Source organism: Pseudomonas mendocina (genome assembly GCF_900636545.1).
In the GTDB taxonomy this organism is placed as follows: Bacteria; Pseudomonadota; Gammaproteobacteria; order Pseudomonadales; family Pseudomonadaceae; genus Aquipseudomonas; species Aquipseudomonas mendocina.
On sequence record NZ_LR134290.1, the window covers coordinates 3909861 to 3926858 of the forward strand.

General features: G+C 63.6%; 16 protein-coding genes and 1 pseudogene. 5 read left to right on the top strand and 12 right to left on the bottom strand.

Annotation, left to right across the window (positions count from 1 at the left end):
* Nucleotides 1-123 precede the first annotated feature (123 nt).
* From EL191_RS18190 to EL191_RS18220, 7 genes are all read right to left on the bottom strand, one after another.
* Complete coding sequence (locus tag EL191_RS18190) at nt 124-666, bottom strand: isochorismatase family protein (protein WP_041979617.1); 543 nt, start codon at nt 664-666, stop codon at nt 124-126.
* A gap of 2 nt (nt 667-668) precedes the next feature.
* Nucleotides 669-4103, bottom strand: a complete 3435-nt coding sequence (locus EL191_RS18195) for an AAA family ATPase (RefSeq protein WP_041979616.1) — start codon at nt 4101-4103, stop codon at nt 669-671.
* Nucleotides 4104-4161: 58 nt separating this feature from the next.
* Nucleotides 4162-4527: a hypothetical protein gene (locus EL191_RS18200; protein ID WP_017362559.1), complete on the bottom strand. Its 366-nt coding sequence runs from the start codon at nt 4525-4527 to the stop codon at nt 4162-4164.
* Between the two features lie 68 nt (nt 4528-4595).
* Nucleotides 4596-5693, bottom strand: coding sequence for a GGDEF domain-containing protein (locus EL191_RS18205; RefSeq protein WP_232005489.1), 1098 nt, complete (start codon nt 5691-5693; stop codon nt 4596-4598).
* A 144-nt stretch (nt 5694-5837) separates the two neighbouring features.
* On the bottom strand, nt 5838-6350 hold the full coding sequence (locus EL191_RS18210; RefSeq protein WP_041979615.1) for a GNAT family N-acetyltransferase: 513 nt from the start codon (nt 6348-6350) through the stop codon (nt 5838-5840).
* A gap of 112 nt (nt 6351-6462) precedes the next feature.
* Nucleotides 6463-7683 carry an exonuclease subunit SbcD gene (sbcD, locus tag EL191_RS18215; protein WP_041979614.1) on the bottom strand — a complete coding sequence of 407 codons (1221 nt, stop codon included), beginning with the start codon at nt 7681-7683 and terminating at the stop codon, nt 6463-6465.
* Nucleotides 7680-8099 (bottom strand): Lrp/AsnC family transcriptional regulator, encoded by a 420-nt coding sequence (locus EL191_RS18220; RefSeq protein ID WP_013716893.1) that lies wholly within the window; start codon nt 8097-8099, stop codon nt 7680-7682. Before EL191_RS18220 ends, sbcD begins: the two co-directional genes overlap by 4 nt.
* A 182-nt stretch (nt 8100-8281) precedes the next feature.
* Here EL191_RS18220 and yjeH point away from each other — a divergent pair.
* From yjeH to EL191_RS18240, 4 genes and pseudogenes are all read left to right on the top strand, one after another.
* Nucleotides 8282-9474: pseudogene (yjeH, locus tag EL191_RS18225) on the top strand (L-methionine/branched-chain amino acid transporter).
* A 75-nt stretch (nt 9475-9549) separates the two neighbouring features.
* A complete protein-coding gene (locus tag EL191_RS18230; RefSeq protein WP_017362553.1) occupies nt 9550-10872 on the top strand; it encodes a TAXI family TRAP transporter solute-binding subunit in 1323 nt (440 codons plus the stop codon).
* 162 nt (nt 10873-11034) lie between these two features.
* Entirely contained in the window at nt 11035-12042 is a 1008-nt protein-coding gene (gene yejK, locus EL191_RS18235) for a nucleoid-associated protein YejK (protein ID WP_041979612.1), read from the top strand.
* A gap of 75 nt (nt 12043-12117) precedes the next feature.
* Complete coding sequence (locus tag EL191_RS18240) at nt 12118-12438, top strand: glutaredoxin family protein (protein WP_013716900.1); 321 nt, start codon at nt 12118-12120, stop codon at nt 12436-12438.
* 9 nt (nt 12439-12447) lie between these two features.
* Here the strand turns inward: EL191_RS18240 and EL191_RS18245 are convergent, their stop codons facing one another.
* From EL191_RS18245 to EL191_RS18260, 4 genes are all read right to left on the bottom strand, one after another.
* The gene (locus EL191_RS18245; protein WP_041979611.1) at nt 12448-13383 is read right to left on the bottom strand and encodes a glutathione S-transferase family protein; all 936 of its coding nucleotides are present in this window, start codon (nt 13381-13383) and stop codon (nt 12448-12450) included.
* A 65-nt stretch (nt 13384-13448) separates the two neighbouring features.
* Nucleotides 13449-13730 (bottom strand): GIY-YIG nuclease family protein, encoded by a 282-nt coding sequence (locus EL191_RS18250; protein ID WP_041979610.1) that lies wholly within the window; start codon nt 13728-13730, stop codon nt 13449-13451.
* Nucleotides 13727-14446: a phosphatidylcholine synthase gene (gene pcsA, locus EL191_RS18255; protein WP_041979608.1), complete on the bottom strand. Its 720-nt coding sequence runs from the start codon at nt 14444-14446 to the stop codon at nt 13727-13729. Before pcsA ends, EL191_RS18250 begins: the two co-directional genes overlap by 4 nt.
* Before the next feature lie 101 nt (nt 14447-14547).
* Nucleotides 14548-15018 (bottom strand): nuclear transport factor 2 family protein, encoded by a 471-nt coding sequence (locus tag EL191_RS18260; protein WP_041979607.1) that lies wholly within the window; start codon nt 15016-15018, stop codon nt 14548-14550.
* 160 nt (nt 15019-15178) lie between these two features.
* Between EL191_RS18260 and EL191_RS18265 the strand changes: the two genes are divergently transcribed.
* Nucleotides 15179-16120 carry a GlxA family transcriptional regulator gene (locus EL191_RS18265; RefSeq protein WP_041979606.1) on the top strand — a complete coding sequence of 314 codons (942 nt, stop codon included), beginning with the start codon at nt 15179-15181 and terminating at the stop codon, nt 16118-16120.
* A gap of 57 nt (nt 16121-16177) precedes the next feature.
* Here the strand turns inward: EL191_RS18265 and EL191_RS18270 are convergent, their stop codons facing one another.
* Nucleotides 16178-16939, bottom strand: a complete 762-nt coding sequence (locus tag EL191_RS18270) for an amino acid ABC transporter ATP-binding protein (RefSeq protein ID WP_013716906.1) — start codon at nt 16937-16939, stop codon at nt 16178-16180.
* Nucleotides 16940-16998: the final 59 nt, after the last annotated feature.

Consider the following 16998-nt stretch of genomic DNA (forward strand, 5'->3'; position numbering starts at 1 on the left):
CGTCTGCTGCAATTGGCTGCAGACTCGACGTGTACGCCGACCTCGGTGCGCCGCGGCGCCAGATTCAGGGCTCGAATCATTGCAGTCGTGGGCCGCCAGCGCCATGACGAGCGTCAATTGGGCTCAGCGAATAAAGCCTTTGCTGACCTCGCGAAACACCTCCGTCCCCGCCTGCTCCAGCCATTCGAACGCGACCATCTCGCGCGAGACGATCACCGCGCCCGCACGTTCCATCCGCGTCAGGCCCAGGGCCTTGTCGCGTGGCCGGCGCGACCCCACCGCCTCATCCACCACGAACACCTCACGTCCGGCCGCCAGCAGGCCGAGTACCGTCTGCAGCACGCAGACGTGAGTTTCCGTACCGCACACGATGAACTGCTGGCGCTCGCCACCCGGCAGATCGAACAGACCCGCGCCAGCGGTGGCCGAGAAATGAATCTTCTCGCGCAGACCTTCGCTCGGTAGCAACGCACGCAGGCCCGCCTCGGTCATCCCCAGCCCCTTGGGATACTGCTCGGTGGTGATCACCGGCACCTGCAGGCTCTGCGCCACCTGTACCAGCCAGGCGGCCTGCTCGACCACCGCCGCACCGCCGTCAATGGCCGGCAGCAACCGCTCCTGCAGGTCGATCACCAGCAGGGTGGAATCCTTCGCTCGCATCAGCATCGCTACGCTCCTTCCTTCACTGCAAAACGCGCGTCGAGACGGCTGTAGCCGAGGCCGACGCCCTTGTGTACCCGCAACTGCACGGGAATGCGCTCCTTCATCGCCTCGACGTGGCTGATCACACCAATGGTCTTGCCGCTGGCGTTGAGGTTGTCGAGGGCATCGAGCGCCACTTCCAGGGTTTCGCCATCGAGCGTGCCGAAACCTTCGTCGAGAAACAGCGAGTCGATGCTGGTCTTGTGGCTGACCAGGTCGGACAGCGCCAGGGCCAGTGCCAGGCTAACCAGGAAGCTCTCGCCCCCAGACAGCGTGCGGCAGTCGCGCGCCACGTCGGCCTGCCAGGTATCACAAACCTCCAGCTCCAGCTCGCCGCTGCTCTTGCGCGCCAACTGATAGCGCCCGTGCAGGCGCGTCAGTTGACGATTAGCCAGGTGAATCAGGTGATCGAGGGTCAGGCCCTGGGCGAACTTGCGGAACTTGGCGCCATCGGCCGAACCGATCAGGCCATTGAGTTGCTGCCACAGACGATGCTCACCCTCTTGCGCGGCGATCTCGGCGAACAGCGCCTGCTGGCTGCTGCGCCGCGCCTCGTCGGCCTGCAATTGCGCGCGCAGCTCGCCCTGACGCTGACTCAGCTCGCGCAGTTCCAGTTGCAGCGCCTGCAGCTGCTCGTCCAACTGAGCCAGGGTCAGCTCGGTCTGCACAGCCGTATTCAATCGCTGCAGTTGCGCGTCGGCGGCGGCCAGCAGCGTCGTGGCCTCGGTGAGAGCCTGCTGCAGACGGGCCTGCATATTCGTCAAACGCTCGCGCTCATCCTCATCCAGTAGCGCGGCTAGAAACGCCGGCTGATCGCTGAAGGGGCTGGACGCCAGCGCCTGCTGCCAGCGCTGTTCGGTTTCGCTCAGGCGCTGTTGCAGCTGCTGGAGCAGGCTCTGCTGGCTGTGCTGCCGACCACGCAAGGCATCGCTTTCACGCTGCGCGCTGGCCAGGCTGTCGATGGCACCTTGCAGGGCCTGCTCGGGTTGCGCCACTGGCTCGGGCTCGATCAGAGCCTGCGCCTGTTCGCCTTGCCAGCGCTGCTGCCAGTGTTCGGCCTGTGCTTCGGCTTGTGCAAGTAGCCGCCGCACCTCGCGCTGCTGCTCCTGCAGCTGCTGATCCCGTGTCTGAGCCTGCTGCCAGGCATGCCAGGCGTCTTCCTGCTCGGCCAGCCAAGTGCCGGCGTCCTGCGGCAACTCTGCAGCGAAGCCATCGAGGCTGGCCAGCAAGGCCTGCTCGTGGCGCTGCAGCTCGTGCTCCAGGCGCTGCAGGTGCTCGCGCTGTTCGCGCTGGCGCGCCAGCAAATTGTCCTCATCGCGTGCCAGCAGCGCCTGGCGCTGCTGCATATCGGCCTGGGCTCGCTCGGCTACTTCACGCACGTTGCGCGCCTGCGCCAGCTGCGTCTGCCGGGTCTCGACAGCCGCGAGCCGATCCTGCAACTGCGCCAGGCTCTGTTCGTGTTCCCGCTGCAGCTGACGCAACGCGTTGCCATCGGCGATCTGCAAGGCCTGCTCGGCCAGGTGCTGCTGCCACTGTGCGCTCTGCTGGGTAGACTGCAACTGCGCCTGTTCCAATTGCTGCTGCAGCTGGACAATCTGCGTGGCCAGGCGGGTCAGTTCGTCGCGCAGGGCGGCGCCCTGGCTTTCCAGCTGCGCCAGCTCGCCGCGACACTCCTCCAGCGCCTGGCGCGTGGCGGAGACGTTGAGGGCCTGGTACTGGCTGACCGCCGGATGCTCGTGCGAGCCGCACAGCGGGCAGGCTTCCCCCGGCTGCAGCTGGGCGCGGTAGGCCTCCAGGTCCTGGATACGCTGCTCCTGCTCCAGCAGCTTTTGCTTGTCGGCAACCTGCTGCTTGAGCACCTTGTAACGCTCGCGCAGGCCGGTGATTTCATCGTTCTTGGCGGCGTGCTGCGTTTGCAGCTGCGCCAGGTGCGGGGTTAGCTCGGCGATCTGTTCGGCCGTCTGCTCACGACTCTGGGCTAGCTGTTCCAGACGGTCCAGCGCCCTTCCCTGCATTTGCAGCTGCTGCCAGCGTTGACGCAGCCCGGCCTCATCGCCCTCTCCGAGCAAAGCCTGCAGCTCGCTCTGCTGCCTGGCTTCAACGGCTTGTGCCTGCTGCAAACGCTCCGTGGCGTCAGTCAGTTGTGCACCGAGCTGATCTCGCTCATGTCGCAGAGCAGCGAGCTGCCCACACTCCTGTGCCATGCGCGCCTGGAGCGCCTGCTGTTCGTCGCGTAGTTGCCCACGCTGCTCGAACTGCACGCGCCAGCCACCCAGCAGCTCGCCCAGTCGAGCGCGTTGCGGAGCAGCGCTCAGGAGCGCTTGCAACGCTTCACGCTGCTCGGCCAACTGCTGCTGTTCACGTTGTCGCTGACTGAGGCATTGATAGGCATAGCGGCTGGCCAGCCAGAGTTGCAGGCGTTCGCGCTCACCGCTTTGGCCTTGCTGCGCCTGCAGGTCGTCCAGCGCCTGCTGCGCCTGTTGCCGATCCTCCCGCAGCTGCTGCCAGCTCTGGTACAGCGGCTGCAAGCGGGCGGCCGGCTCACTGGCGGCCAGGCGTTGCAAATCATCGGCTGCTTGGTTCCGCGCCTGCTGTGCCTGCCCCAGCGCCTGCTGTGCCTGCTCGCGTTGCTGTTCGGCCTGTTGCAACGCTTCACGCCAGCGGCGCTGGCCTTGCAGAGCCTGCTGCCGTGTCAGCAACGGCGTCTCTTCCTGGCTCAGGCGCTGATGCTCGGCTTGCAGTTCGGCGCGCTGCGTCTCGTCCAGCAACTCCATGCCCTGGGCGCGGCTTTTCAGCAGACCCAACGCCTGCTCGGCCGTCTTAGTGCGCTCATAGACCTGCTGAGAAATCTGCCCGTACACCTCGGTGCCGGTGAGCTCCTCCAGCAGTTCGGCGCGCTGGTTGGCGTTGGCTTCAAGAAATGCCGCAAAGCCGCCCTGAGCCAGCAGCATGGATTTGGTGAAACGCTCGAAGTCCAGGCCGGTCAGCTCGGCGGTGAGCTGTTCCTTTTCACGAATCTTGTCGGTGAGTATCTCGCCATCGGCGATGCGCGCCAGTTCGACCTTGGGCGCCTGCAGCGCACCCTCGACCTTGTCCCGCGCGCGGCGCTGACTCCAGAAGGCGCGGTAGCCCTGCCCCTTCACCTCGAACTCGACCTCGGCCAGGCAGTCCGCCGTGTGCCGGGTCATCAGCTCGTTGCCACTGGCCGACAGCGTGCTCATGCGCGGCGTGCGGTGGTACAGGGCCAGGCAGATGGCATCGAGCAGCGTGGTCTTGCCCGCGCCCGTGGGCCCGGTGATAGCGAACAGGCCACTGCCGGCGAAGGGTTCGGTAGCGAAGTCGATCTTCCATTCGCCCTTGAGCGAATTGAGGTTCTTGAGGCGCAGGCTGAGGATTTTCATGCACAGGTCGTAAGCCGTTGAAGGCCTTCATTTTGGCATAACCACACCAGGTAACGGCTCAATCGCGGCAGTAGCCCTCACCGCTGCGCACGGTCAGGCAGTTCTGTTTATCCAGCAGCCACTTCATACCGGTGGCCTCACCGTCGGTGGCAGTGATGGTTTCAACTACACCATCGCGAACGAAGACGATCTTCGCCCCCTGCGCGCGTCCGACAAAGCGCCGCGGGCCATCGAGGTTGGCGATGGTCAGACGGTAATCGGCAGGCGTGCCGCTGATATCCAGATAAGTCCCCTCTGGCCCGTTCCAGCGGCCCAGCCATTGCTCGGTCAGCTTGGCGTCCTGCTCGCTGGAGGTTCTGGCGCAGCCAGTGAACAGCAGGGAAATGGCCGCAGCCGCGAGCAGAAAATGTGCAGTTCGTTGCATGAGAATCTCCACGACATTGGGGGCAGCGATTTCGACCCGCGCGGCTCATGGCCGGTTCAGGCCTGTTTTTAAAGTATCTCGATGCGGTCGCGGCCATTGGCCTTGGCCTGGTACATGGCCTGATCCGCACGTTCCATCAGGCTGTCGAGGCTTTCACCGGGACGGTACTCGGCGATACCGAAACTAGCGCTCTTGCGCTCCACGCGGTCGAACGAAAAGCCGTTTATACGCTTCTGTAACGCCTGCACGGCCCGCTCCGCGTGCTCCACATCGGTCTCTGGAAGGACGATGAGAAACTCCTCACCACCGAGTCGGCCGACCTTGTCCACAACCCGCACACCGTCACGCAGCAACCCGGCGAACTGACGCAAGACACTATCCCCAATCGCATGGCCGTGTGTGTCGTTGACGCTCTTGAAGTGATCGATATCGATCAGCACCACCGAGAACGGCGTGCCATAGCGGTTGGCCCGTGCGGCTTCTTCGACGAGAAAGTGCAAAGTACGCGCACGGTTCCACAAGCCGGTCAGGCTGTCGATGCTCGCGCTCAGAGCCAGGCTGTCCTGGTGCAGGAACATGCGCTTGTGTGCCTTCTCAAGCAAAAAGGCACTGAGTAGTCCGAAGGAGAACGAGGCGAGAATCCAGATCAGGTGCAGGCGCTGCGGCCCGGGCGTGAGCGAATGTTCGAGGGTGACGAACAGAATCGCCAGAAGCGACACCAGCGCCGTGGCCATGGCGCGCTTCAATGTCAGGCCCGAGATGGCGAACGTCCACATCAGGTTCAGATAGATTTCCGGCGCGTAGAGGACAAAACGCGGCGAACCGAAATTGAAGTAGAGATTGGACAGCACCGAAAGGATCGGCGCGAGTGACAGCAGGCCCAGCATCAGCGGCTGCCTGCTCGGCTGAAAGCTCAGCACTGCGATGGCCAGCAGAATCCCAGGCACCAGCAGTGCATGGATGATCAGCCGCACCACCGGCTGATCGCTCTCGACGTTCTGCTCGATGGCGGCGTAGATCAGGTACAGCGCCATGGTCAGGAAAGCGACGTAGCGAATCTGCGGAATCTTGGCCTGCAAATACCAGCAAACAAACGCCTGCCGCGTTGTCTCCGGCATGCCATGCAGCGGGTTCAGCGCTCGTACCAGCGAGTTGAACAACAGCACTTCCGCACCTCTGCCAAATGGCCACCCCGTAAAGCATAGAAGGCCTGCGCTCAATGAGCGCCAGATCTTCAAGCAACAGCACTGACCGGATAGGTGAAGGCCTCATGCTTGTGTCTTGGCGATGCAGCGCCTCCAGCAAAAGCGCTATACATCGATGCGGCAAACATAGCGACCTTGCTGAAGCAGCCGCCCGCCCAGCTCGATCTGGCGCGCAGCTATGTCATCGGCGACAAAACCGATCGAGCGGTAGAAGCGAATGGCCCGCTCGTTCTCTGCCAGTACCCACAGGCTGCAGGTGCTGTAGCCCTGCTGAGAGAGCATGTCTCGAGCCTGCTGCCAGAGTTGGCGGCCAATCCCTGAAAACCAGTCGGTCGGGGCGATGTATATAGCCCAGATCTCTGCCTGGAAGGGCCTTGCATCCTGGTCTCTGCAAGCGCCGAAGGCCACCCAGCCGAGAACATCGCAACCATCCTTGCCGACAAGCAACTCCGGCTGACCGGACTCGACAGCAGCCCGCCACATGGCCTCTCGTTGCTCGACAGACAGAGACGACAGATAACCCGCTGGAAGAATTCGCGCGTAGGCCGCGCGCCAAGCATCGACCTGTATCTCGGCTATTGCACGCACGTCGGCAAGCGTGGCGCGAACGATGTTCATTGGTCTCCCTGGACAGTGATTGAGCGGGTTGCCGATCCGCTAGCATCGCGGACACCTGTTCCGCGCATGGCCAGATAACGTGAAACCTGACCACGGCGATTCGTAAGAGCAGCTAGCCCTGCGGCAAGGCTTCCAGCACCTGGCGATAAAGCGCCTGCAAGCGCTGGGTATCGCCTTGATCCAGCGTTTCCTGCTGCAGGCGGCGAGCAAAGACGTCCTCGACCGACAGTTCGTCCAGCGTCTCCCGCGCTTCACTGGCCAGGCTGGCTGCCGCATTGCCACGCTCACGGCGGATGCGCAGCACCTCCACTGGCAGCCCCTCACAGAGGGCGTTGATGCGACTTTGCAGATCGCTCAGGTAGTCGTCGGTGCTGACTTGCACCTCCAGCCAGACGGGCCGTTCGGGCGTACCCTGCTTGGCCACATCGGCGATGGCATCGGCGAGCTCCTTGAGTGAACCGCGCAGGCTGGCCATGGGCTGGAACACCGGTACCGGCAATGGCGTGATCGATTGCAGCGCGGCAGCACCGAAGTCCAGCAGCAGGACTTCCTTCTGCTGGCGCGCCTCGTCGAAGGACAGGGCAATCGGTGAACCGCTATAGCGGATGTGCTCCAGGCCACCGACCTTCTGCGGGCGGTGAATATGGCCAAGGGCGATGTAGTCGGCCGGAGGGAAAGCGCTGGTGGGAAAGGCCTCCAGGCTGCCGACGTATATTTCGCGCACCGATTCGCTGGCGCTGGCCCCCACGGTGGTGAGGTGGCCAGTGGCGATGATCGGCAGCGCCGAACCCAGTGCCTCGCGCCGGCCCAGCGCCAGCTCATAGAGCGTCCGGTAATGCTCGGCGATGGCCTGCTGCAGCGAGAGCTGCTTGTCCTGCGCACTCTGACCGGCCTGGCTGGCCATGACCTCGCGCGGGCGAACAAAGGGAATGGCGCAAAGAATTGCACCCGGCTGACCAGTGCGATCACGCAGCACCAGCACCTGTTCGGCCGGATCGAGCCCCACACCCGGCACCACCTGGGTCCCCAGTTGTGCCAGCAGGCTGCGGCTTTCGCCGAGCATGGCGGGTGAGTCGTGGTTGCCACCGAGTACCACCAGGGCGCAGCCGGCATCGCGCAGGTCGACGACCAGGCGGTAGTACTGTTCACGGGCATAGCTGGGCGGTGACCCGGTATCGAACACGTCGCCGGCGATCAGCAGCACGTCCACTTCATGCGTGCGCACCTGCTCCAGCAACCAGGCGCAGAAGGCCTGGTGCTCGGCCTGACGGGTCTTGCCCATGAAATGCTGGCCCAGGTGCCAGTCGGAGGTGTGCAGGATGCGCAGGCTCATAGCGGCCAGTCCTGCACGACGATATGGGTCTTGACCCGCTGCATCTGCGGGAAGGCTTCGATGGCCGCACGCACTTCGCTCAGGCGCGCCATGCTCGGTGCCTCGACCAGCACCAGCATGTCGGTCTCGCCACTGATGCCGCTGCAATGGCGGATTTCCGGATATTCGCGCATACGCTCGACGTAATCCTGGCAACGAGCGTTCTGGTAGAAAAGCTCCAGGTAAGCCCTGACCCCACCTTCGCCGGGTACTGCGACTTGCGCATGATAGCCACGAATCACCCCGCTGCTCTCCAGATAGCGAATCCGCTCGCTGACCGCCGAACGTGACAGGTTGACCTCACGAGCGATGTGGCTGATGGAAGTGCGCGCATCGCTGCGCAGCAGTGCGAGGATCTGGCGATCGAACTTGTCCACGGGGCTTCTCGGGCGGCAATCAGTTTGACGGGGAGAACCGCCATTTCGTCGGCAAAAGGCGACAGCCTGCAAGCGGCCGGCGCTCTACCATGGCGGTATCGGAAAGATGATGAGCATACCTCATGAGTCGCTTGAACAAGGAATTGGGCCTGCTGCAGGGCATCGCCCTGCTCAGCACCTCGCTGCTCGGCACCGGCATCTTCGTCGTGCCGGCACTGGCGGCCACCGCAGCTGGCGCAGCATCGCTGTGGGCATGGATGATCCTCATCGCCCTGGTCCTGCCGGTGGCCTTCACCTTCGCCCAGTTGGGCAAGCGCTTCCCCCATGCCGGCGGCGCGCCGCATCTGATCGGCCGCGCCTTTGGCCTGCGCATGGAGGGCGTCAGCGCCCTGCTGTTTCTCGCCGTGCTGCCGGTCGGTCTGCCGGCTGCCCTGCACATCGCCAGTGGTTTCTGGTTGGCCCTGTTCGACCTTGATCGCAGCGGCCTGCTGCTCATCGAACTGGCAACGCTGGGCGCCATTCTCCTACTTGGCCAGCGCCCGCCGAAAGCATCGGGCATGCTTCAGGGGCTGATCGCCATAGCCATCGTCGCCAGCGTGGTGCTGATCTGGTGGGTCGGCGACCTGCCACGCGCCAGCCAACCGCTGCTGCCACCAATGGACGGGCAGTGGCACCTGCTGCCAACGGCGCTGGCAGTGATGTTCTGGTGCTTCGTCGGGATCGAGGCATTCACTCATCTGGGCGAAGAGTTCAAACGCCCCGAGCGCGACTTCCCCTGGCGCTGCTGCTCGGCGTGCTGCTGGCCGGCCTGGTGTACTGGGCCTGTTCGGTGGCGGTACTGAGCTTCGCCACCTATGGCGACGTGCACAGCGACACCACCGCCCTGCCCCGCCTGTTCTCCCTGTTGCTCGGCGAGCAGGCACGCGTGTTGGTGGCGGTGCTCGGCTATCTGGCCTGCTTCGCCTCGATGAACGTGTATATCCAGGGTTTTGCCCGACTGATCTGGAGCCTGGCCGATGAGGGTCGCCTGCCGGCCAGAATGGCAGTGCGAAATCGCCATGGCGTTCCCGGCAGAGCGTTGCTGCTGGTGGTGATCAGCTGTGCACTGTGCACGATGCTTTCAGCCGCGTTGAACCTGTCGGTGGACGATCTGATTCGCTACGCCAACGGCAACTTCGTGCTGATCTATCTGCTAAGCATGGCTGCCGGCTGGGTGCTGCTGCGAGGTATCTGGCGCCTGCTCGCCGGCCTCAGCGCAGTGCTCTGCACCGGCGTGCTGCTGATGCTTGGCGGCGATGCGCTATATGCCTTGGCGCTACTCGGTGCGGTTCTGTTGCTCGACAGTCTGCGCGTGCGGCACAAGGCCTTGTCGTAACGGATACGTGCCCTGGCGTGACCGAAGCGAGCATGAGGTTCTACCCTTGGGTAGAGACCTCGCCAAGGATGCCCAATGCACCGCGTACTGAACGACCTGAAAATCATGATCCTGGCCAATCTGTGGATAGTTCCGGTGGTGGCCGGCCTGATCTGGGCCCTGTTCCAGTTCGTCGCCCCACCTCCGCCAATGAGCGCCAGCATGGCCACCGGCACCCAGGGTGGCGCCTACCAGCAATTCGCCGAGCGTTTGAAGCAAGAGCTGGCCAAGGAAGGCTTCGAACTGAATCTGGTGCCGACCTCCGGCTCACGCGACAACCTCCAGCGCCTGCTCGCCGATGACCCGCAAGTGGAGATCGCCCTGGTGCAGAGCGGCCTGGAGCGCCAGCTGACGACTGATCAGCAACACGAGCTGAAAAGCCTGGGCGCGATCTATCAGGAACCGCTGTGGCTGTTCTACCGACGTGATGTGGAGCTGGACCGCATTGCCGACCTGTTGCCGCTGCGCCTCGGCCTGGGTGGCGACGGCAGCGGCACTCGCGCTGCCAGCGATGCCATCCTCGGCGCCAATGCCATAGCACCCGAGCAGTATCCCGAGACCTGGCAGAGCATCGGCGGTGGCAAGGCTGCCCGTGCGCTGATAGCCGGTGAGCTGGACGCTGCGTTCTTCGTAGGCCCGGCGGAGAACACGCTGGTGCAGCAACTGGCAGCCAGCCCGGATATCGCCCTGGCGCATTTTCGACGCGCCGCCGCCTACGAGGCACGCCTACCGTTCTTCAACCAGGTGAAGGTCGGCGAAGGTCTGCTCGACCTGGCCAGCAACGCGCCGGATCGCGACATCATCACCCTGGCCCCGGTCGCTACACTGGTGGTCAACGACGACTTCAACCCCGGCCTGGTACCGCTGTTTCTCGAAGCCAGCCGCGAAGTGATGCGAGACGGCACACTGCTCGACGCCGCCGGCACATTCCCCAGCGCCGAGCCGCGCACCTTCGACCTGCACAAGGACGCGGTGCACTACTACGACAAGGGCCTGCCGATCCTGCAGCGCTACCTGCCGTTTCGCATCGCCTCGCTGGCCGACCGCTACATCATCCTGCTGATCCCACTGATCGTGGTGATGATCCCGTTGCTCAAGGCCGTTGGGCCGATCTACCAGTGGCGCATCCGCGCGCGCATCTATCGCTGGTACAAGTACCTGCGCGAGATCGACCGCAAGCTGCATGCCGGCTCGCTGCCCGACGAACTCGATAACGAGATCGCCCGGCTGGAGCACCTGGAGGATGAGCTGGCATCCGTGGACGTACCGCTGTCCTATTCCAACCAGCTGTATGAGCTGCACCTGCACGTGCGCTACGTAATCGAGCGGTTGCGCGTGTTGCAGCAGCGACGACAGTAGCGCGGCCCCACCAGAACGCCGCAGCTAAGGCCCTACGTGCGAGGGGCTTTAGCCACGGTTTGCTGCATGGCTACAAGACGCGTCATGGATCGATCCAGACCGGAATCCGACGGCCGCTTCGGGTAAACTTCGCCTCTTGTTTCATTTGCCCACGAGACCGCCATGCCGATCCGTCACTGCATCGTCCACCTGATCGACAAGAAGCCCGACGGCAGCCCTGCCGTGCTGCATGCCCGCGACAGCGAGCTGGCCACGTCGCAAGCCATGGAGAACCTGCTGGCCGACCTCAACGAGAGCTACAACGCCAAGCAGGGCAAGGCCTGGGGCCTGTTCCACGAGGAGTCCGGTGCCTACCCGTTCAGCGGCTGGCTCAAGGCCTATCTCGATGGCGAGCAGGATTTCACCGCCTTCAGCCGCCAGGCCGTGGAGCAGCTGCAGAAGCTGATGGAAGAATCCAACCTGTCCACCGGCGGTCACGTCCTGTTCGCCCACTACCAGCAGGGCATGACCGACTACCTAGCCATCGCCCTGCTGCACCACAGCGAAGGCGTGGCGGTGACCGACGCGCTGGACGTGACCCCGGCCAAGCACCTCGACCTCGGCCAACTGCACCTGGCTGCGCGTATCAACATCAGCGAGTGGCAGAACAACAAGCAGTCCAAGCAGTACATCTCGTTCATCAAGGGCAAGAACGGCAAGAAGGTCTCCGACTACTTCCGCGACTTCATCGGCTGCCAGGAAGGCGTCGACGGCCCGGGCGAGACGCGCACCCTGCTCAAGGCCTTCAGCGATTTCGTCGAAAGCGAGGATCTGCCCGAAGAACAGGCCCGCGAGAAAACCAAGACCCTGGTCGGCTACGCCACCAGCCAGGCCAAGCTGGGCGAGCCGATCACCCTCGACGAACTCTCGGGGCTGATCGACGAGGACCGTCCGCGGGCCTTCTACGAGCATATCCGCAACAAGGACTACGGCATGGCGCCGGAATTTCCGGCGGACAAGCGCACCATCAACCAGTTCCAGCGTTTCACCGGCCGCGCCGAGGGCCTTTCGATCAGCTTCGAGGCGCACCTGCTGGGCTCGAAGGTCGAGTACGACGAGGGCCGTGACATGCTGATCATTCGCCAGCTTCCGACTCAGCTCAAGGACCAGCTCAAGCGCCGTCAGGACTGAGATTTAACGAGTGGCTGGATGGCCCGGCGCGGTTTACCCTGACATGACCGTGCCAACACACAAGGACGCGGCACGATGAAGACGATTGTGCTGCTGCTCGCCGCCCTGGCCCTGTGGCAACACTGGGACAAGGTCGAACGCTGGATCGACCCGCCCCAGGCCGGCAACGCCAGTGGCGAAGTGGTGCTCTACGCCACGCAGTGGTGTGGCTATTGCGCCAAGACGCGCGAGCTGTTCGCCGAAGACGGCATCGCCTATCGCGAAGTGAATATCGAGACCGATGCCGCCGGCCGCGCCCAATACCAGGCGCTCGGCGGCCGCGGAGTGCCGGTGATCGACCTGCGCGGGCAGGTCATCCACGGCTACGACGTGCGCGCCATCCGCGCCGCCTACTGAAAGGTGGTTTCAGCGCGCCTCGATACGAAAGCCCAGCCGCGGGAAGTGCACATGCACGATGCCGGCGCGCTCGTCCTCGCGACGTAGAATCAGTTCGTCACGCCCGGCATGCAGCAATTCGCCCTGCACCGGGTCGACGCCATAGTCCACCGCCGCAATGCTCACGACCTGGCCGGGCTCGAAACCGTTGGGGTCGACAAAAGTTTCGTCCGGGAGCGCTGCCGGCGTTGCCTCACGCGCCACGGCAATCGCCTGCTCACTGCTCATCTCGCTCAACGAGCCATGGCCGAAGCCCAGCACGCGGGCGAGCCAGGCAGCGACCTCGGGATAATCGTCGACCAGTGGCGAGGTGACTGGCGTACCGCGCAGGAACCACAGGCAATGGGCTACGGAGAAGTCGGCGTGCGATGGCTCACCAAAAAGGAAGTCACCCTGCTCGCGCTGCAACTGGCGCTGCAATGCGCCCATCAGCGCCGGCCACTGGTGCTTGGCCTGTTCCAGCGGCAAGCGGCTGGCGCTGCCACCGGAAAACAGCGCACTGCGGTCGGCGGCAAAAGCCTTGGCGAACTCGGGCGGCACCTTGGCGAAGCGCAGCGCCATCGACTCAGGCTGGAAAACCAGCGCCACGACATGCTGGAACAGTACCGAGTCAGCCCATTGCGAGAGGAGGCTGACATTGAACTCCTGGCCTTCAGGGAACAACGCCGGTGTGGCCTTTTCGGCCTCCAGGCGGCGAGCGATCAGCGCCGTATCGCAATAGATGTCAGCACCGACCTGCAGCACCGGCGTCTTGCGGTAGCCGCCGGTCAACGCGGTGAGGTCGGGCTTGGGCATCAGGGGAGGGATCATCACCGAACGCCAGTACAGTTGCTTGAAGCCCAGCATCAGGCGGGCCTTCTCGGCGAACGGCGAGGTCGGATAATGGTGCAGGATCAGCTCGTGCATGGTGCGCTCCGCGGCAGGATCGAAAGACCTCAGCTTAACCGCAGCGCCTGGCTACGCCCACCGCTTCAGGGTGATGCAGCCCCATCAACGGCCAGAATGAGCGCCTCTTTGGCGCTTTTGCTCAGGCGCTTGATCGCACGCTCACGGCGCAGCGCATCGCCCTTGCCGGCGCAGGCTTCGACATAGGCCAATGCCAGTGCAGGGCTGGTATGGAAAAAACGCGCACCCTTGCCGCTCTGATGCTGGGCGAAACGCCGCTGCGGGTCATCGCTGATGCCGCAATACAGCGCGCCATTGGCCGCACGCACCAGATAGACGAACCAGGCCTTTTCAACCGCCGCATTCATCCGCGTGCAGGGAACCACTCACGCGCCGAGCGCCACAGGCACATGCCGACGAAGTAGGCCGAGGCCAGCCACCACAGCCCCAGCAGCCAGAACTGGTTGGCCGGGTACTGCAGGATCAGCAACGCGCTGGAGAGCATCCAGACGAAGGTCACCAGGATGTTCAGCGGCATGAACTGGCGTACGCGGAACGGATGCAGGAACTTCATCTTGGTCAGGGTCAGGCCGGCCAGCAGGACTATCACGCCCAGGGTGACCCAGGGATGGACATCGAGGATGTAGAAATACAGCACCACCACATTCCAGGCCGCCGGGAAGCCGACGAAGTAGTTGTCCTTGCTCTTCATGTTCAGGTTGCAGAAGCAGAACAACGAGGACACCAGGATCAGGCCCACGGCGAACAGCGGTGTGTAATCCGGCAGGGGAATGAAGCGATAGAGGAAGATGGCGGGGATGAACACATAGGTGAGGTAGTCGATCACCAGATCGAGTGTGGAGCCGTCGAAATGCGGCAGCACGCCCTTGACGTCGTAACGTCGCGCCAGCGATCCATCCAGGCCGTCCACCAGCAGCGCCAGGCCGAGCCACAGCAGGCACTGTTTGGGTTGGCCGTCGAGTACAGCCAGCAACGCCAGTAGCGCAAGGATCACGCCGCTGGCTGTGACGGCATGGACCCCCCAGGCCTTGGCCTGTTTTACGGCAACGATCAGTTCGGTCACGGCAGGTCTCGATTGGCAGTGGAGGTGCGGCACCCCATGTGCGCACTCTCATTATTGAAGGCTAAGACCGAATAGCCTACCACTGCGTTCCTTCGCCCGCCTCAGCGCGAAGCGCGGAATTGGGCGAGACCACGTGCCGCCTGTCGACGAATGGCAGCCTGAACCGGTGGCGCCCAGCCCAGTAGCAGCCCTTTGCCACCCAGCGCCTGACGCGTCCAGCGCCAAAGATCGAAGTGGTCGCGGTGCTCGACGATAAGCCCGTCGCGAAACACGAAGCGTGCGTGAATATGATTGACCACCTGACGACCGGTGGCGCTGAAACGGTAGGTAGCGACCCAGCGCGCGCTACCGGCATGGTCATCGGCGTGCACCGAGTCGAATGTCAGTGAAAAGTCTTCGGCACGGCTGCAGAGCATGCGCCACATGTCCCCTGCCTCGTCGCCACGCAGGCCGATGAAGACCGGATCGGAGAAACGCACATCCTCGGCGTAACAGGCCGCCATGGTCTCAGCGTCGAGCTTCTGGAAGGCGCTGTAGAAGCGCTGGAGTATATCGGCGTTAGGGTGACTCATGACTCGCTCCTGCGCGCATGTCGATGATGGCAGTGCGTAAACGCACACTGCGACTCGCTGATGAATGCAGCCTAGTCTGTGCGCCGGAAGACAATATGGCGACTGGCTATAAAGACAACTTTGTGTCAATAATCGCCAACCCCATGCAAGAGCCGTTTTCATGCTGCGCATCGCCCTGTACGTCTGCCCGCAAACCATCTGCTCCAGCCTGAGCATGGCGCAGGACGCCTTCAGCCTGGCCAATCGTCTGGCCAGCACACCCTGCTTCGAGCTGCAGCGCTTTAGTCTCGATGGTCAGCCGGTGCAGTTGGAGTTTGCCCAGATCCAGGTCGATGGCGGCCTGCAGTTGGCCGAACAGGCCGACCTGCTGATCGTGCCGGCCACCGGTAGCGCCATCAGCAAAACCCTTGAGAGCAACGCCAGACTCCTGCCCTGGCTGGCTAGACGCGACCGGCAGCAGGTAGCGAGCCTGTGTAGCAGCGCCTTCCTGCTGGCAGCCGCCGGTCTGCTCGATGGTCGCCAGGCTACCACCCACTGGGCATTGGCCGAGGCCTTCTCCCGTCATTTTCCCCAGGTTAAACTGCGCAGCGACCTGCTGCTGACCGAAGATGGTCCGCTGTTCTGCTCCGGAGGCGCCCAGGCCGGGCTCGACCTGTGCCTGCATCTGATCGCCCAACATGCCGGCGAATGGCTGGCACAACAGGTAGCCAGTACCATGGTGATCGAGCGCCAGCGCGGCACGCAGACGCGCTTCGCCCCACTGCTACCCAACACCGAAGACAAAACCTTGGCCCCGCTATTGGCCTGGCTGCGCGAGCACCATGCCGAGGCCATCGACCTCAACCGCCTGGCGCAGCAGGCCCATTGTTCGGCGCGCACCCTGCTGCGCCGCTTCAAGCAGGCCACCGGGCTGACTCCAGGCGACTACCTGCAGCGCCTGCGCATCAGCGTGGCGCAACAGACGCTGGCCGACTCGACACAGTCGCTGGAGCAGATCGCCAGCCAGGTCGGGTTCGCCGACCGCGCCACCTTCGCCAAGCGCTTCAAGCAGCTATGCGGCGAAACGCCCGGCGCCTTTCGCAAACGCATGCGGTGCAGTTAGCACCTGGCAAAGAAAAAGGGAGCCCGAAGGCTCCCTGATCCACAACGCGACGCCGACTCAGTGCAGGATCTGGCTGAGGAACAGCTTGGTGCGCTCGTTCTGCGGGTTGGTGAAAAAGGTGTTGGGCTCGGCCTGCTCGACGATCTCGCCCTTGTCCATGAAGATCACCCGGTTCGCCACGGTACGGGCAAAGCCCATCTCGTGGGTCACGCAGAGCATGGTCATGCCGTCTTCGGCCAAGCCGATCATGGTGTCCAGCACCTCTTTCACCATCTCCGGGTCGAGGGCCGACGTCGGCTCGTCGAACAGCATGATCTTCGGTTTCATGCACAGCGCACGGGCAATCGCCACACGCTGCTGCTGGCCACCGGAGAGCTGCCCCGGAAACTTGTGGGCCTGCTCGGGAATGCGCACACGCTCGAGAAAGTGCATGGCGATTTCCTCGGCCTGACGCTTGGGCATCTTGCGTACCCACATCGGCGCCAGCGTACAGTTCTGCAGCACGGTCAGGTGTGGGAACAGGTTGAAGTGCTGGAACACCATGCCCACTTCACGACGAATCGCCTCGATGTGCTTGAGGTCACTGGTCAGCTCGGTGCCATCGACCACGATGCGCCCCTGCTGATGCTCTTCCAGACGGTTGATGCAGCGAATGGTGGTGGACTTGCCCGAACCGGACGGCCCACACAAGACGATTCGCTCGCCCGGTTGCACGCTGAGGTTGATGTCCTTGAGCACGTGGAACTGGCCGTACCACTTGTTCACACCCTGCAGCAGGATCATCGGCTCGGCGCTGGATTGCTTGATTGCTTCACTCATAACTCACTCCTCTCGAGGGGCTGATTCAGGATTTCGAGCAGGGCCGGGCACGTTCATCG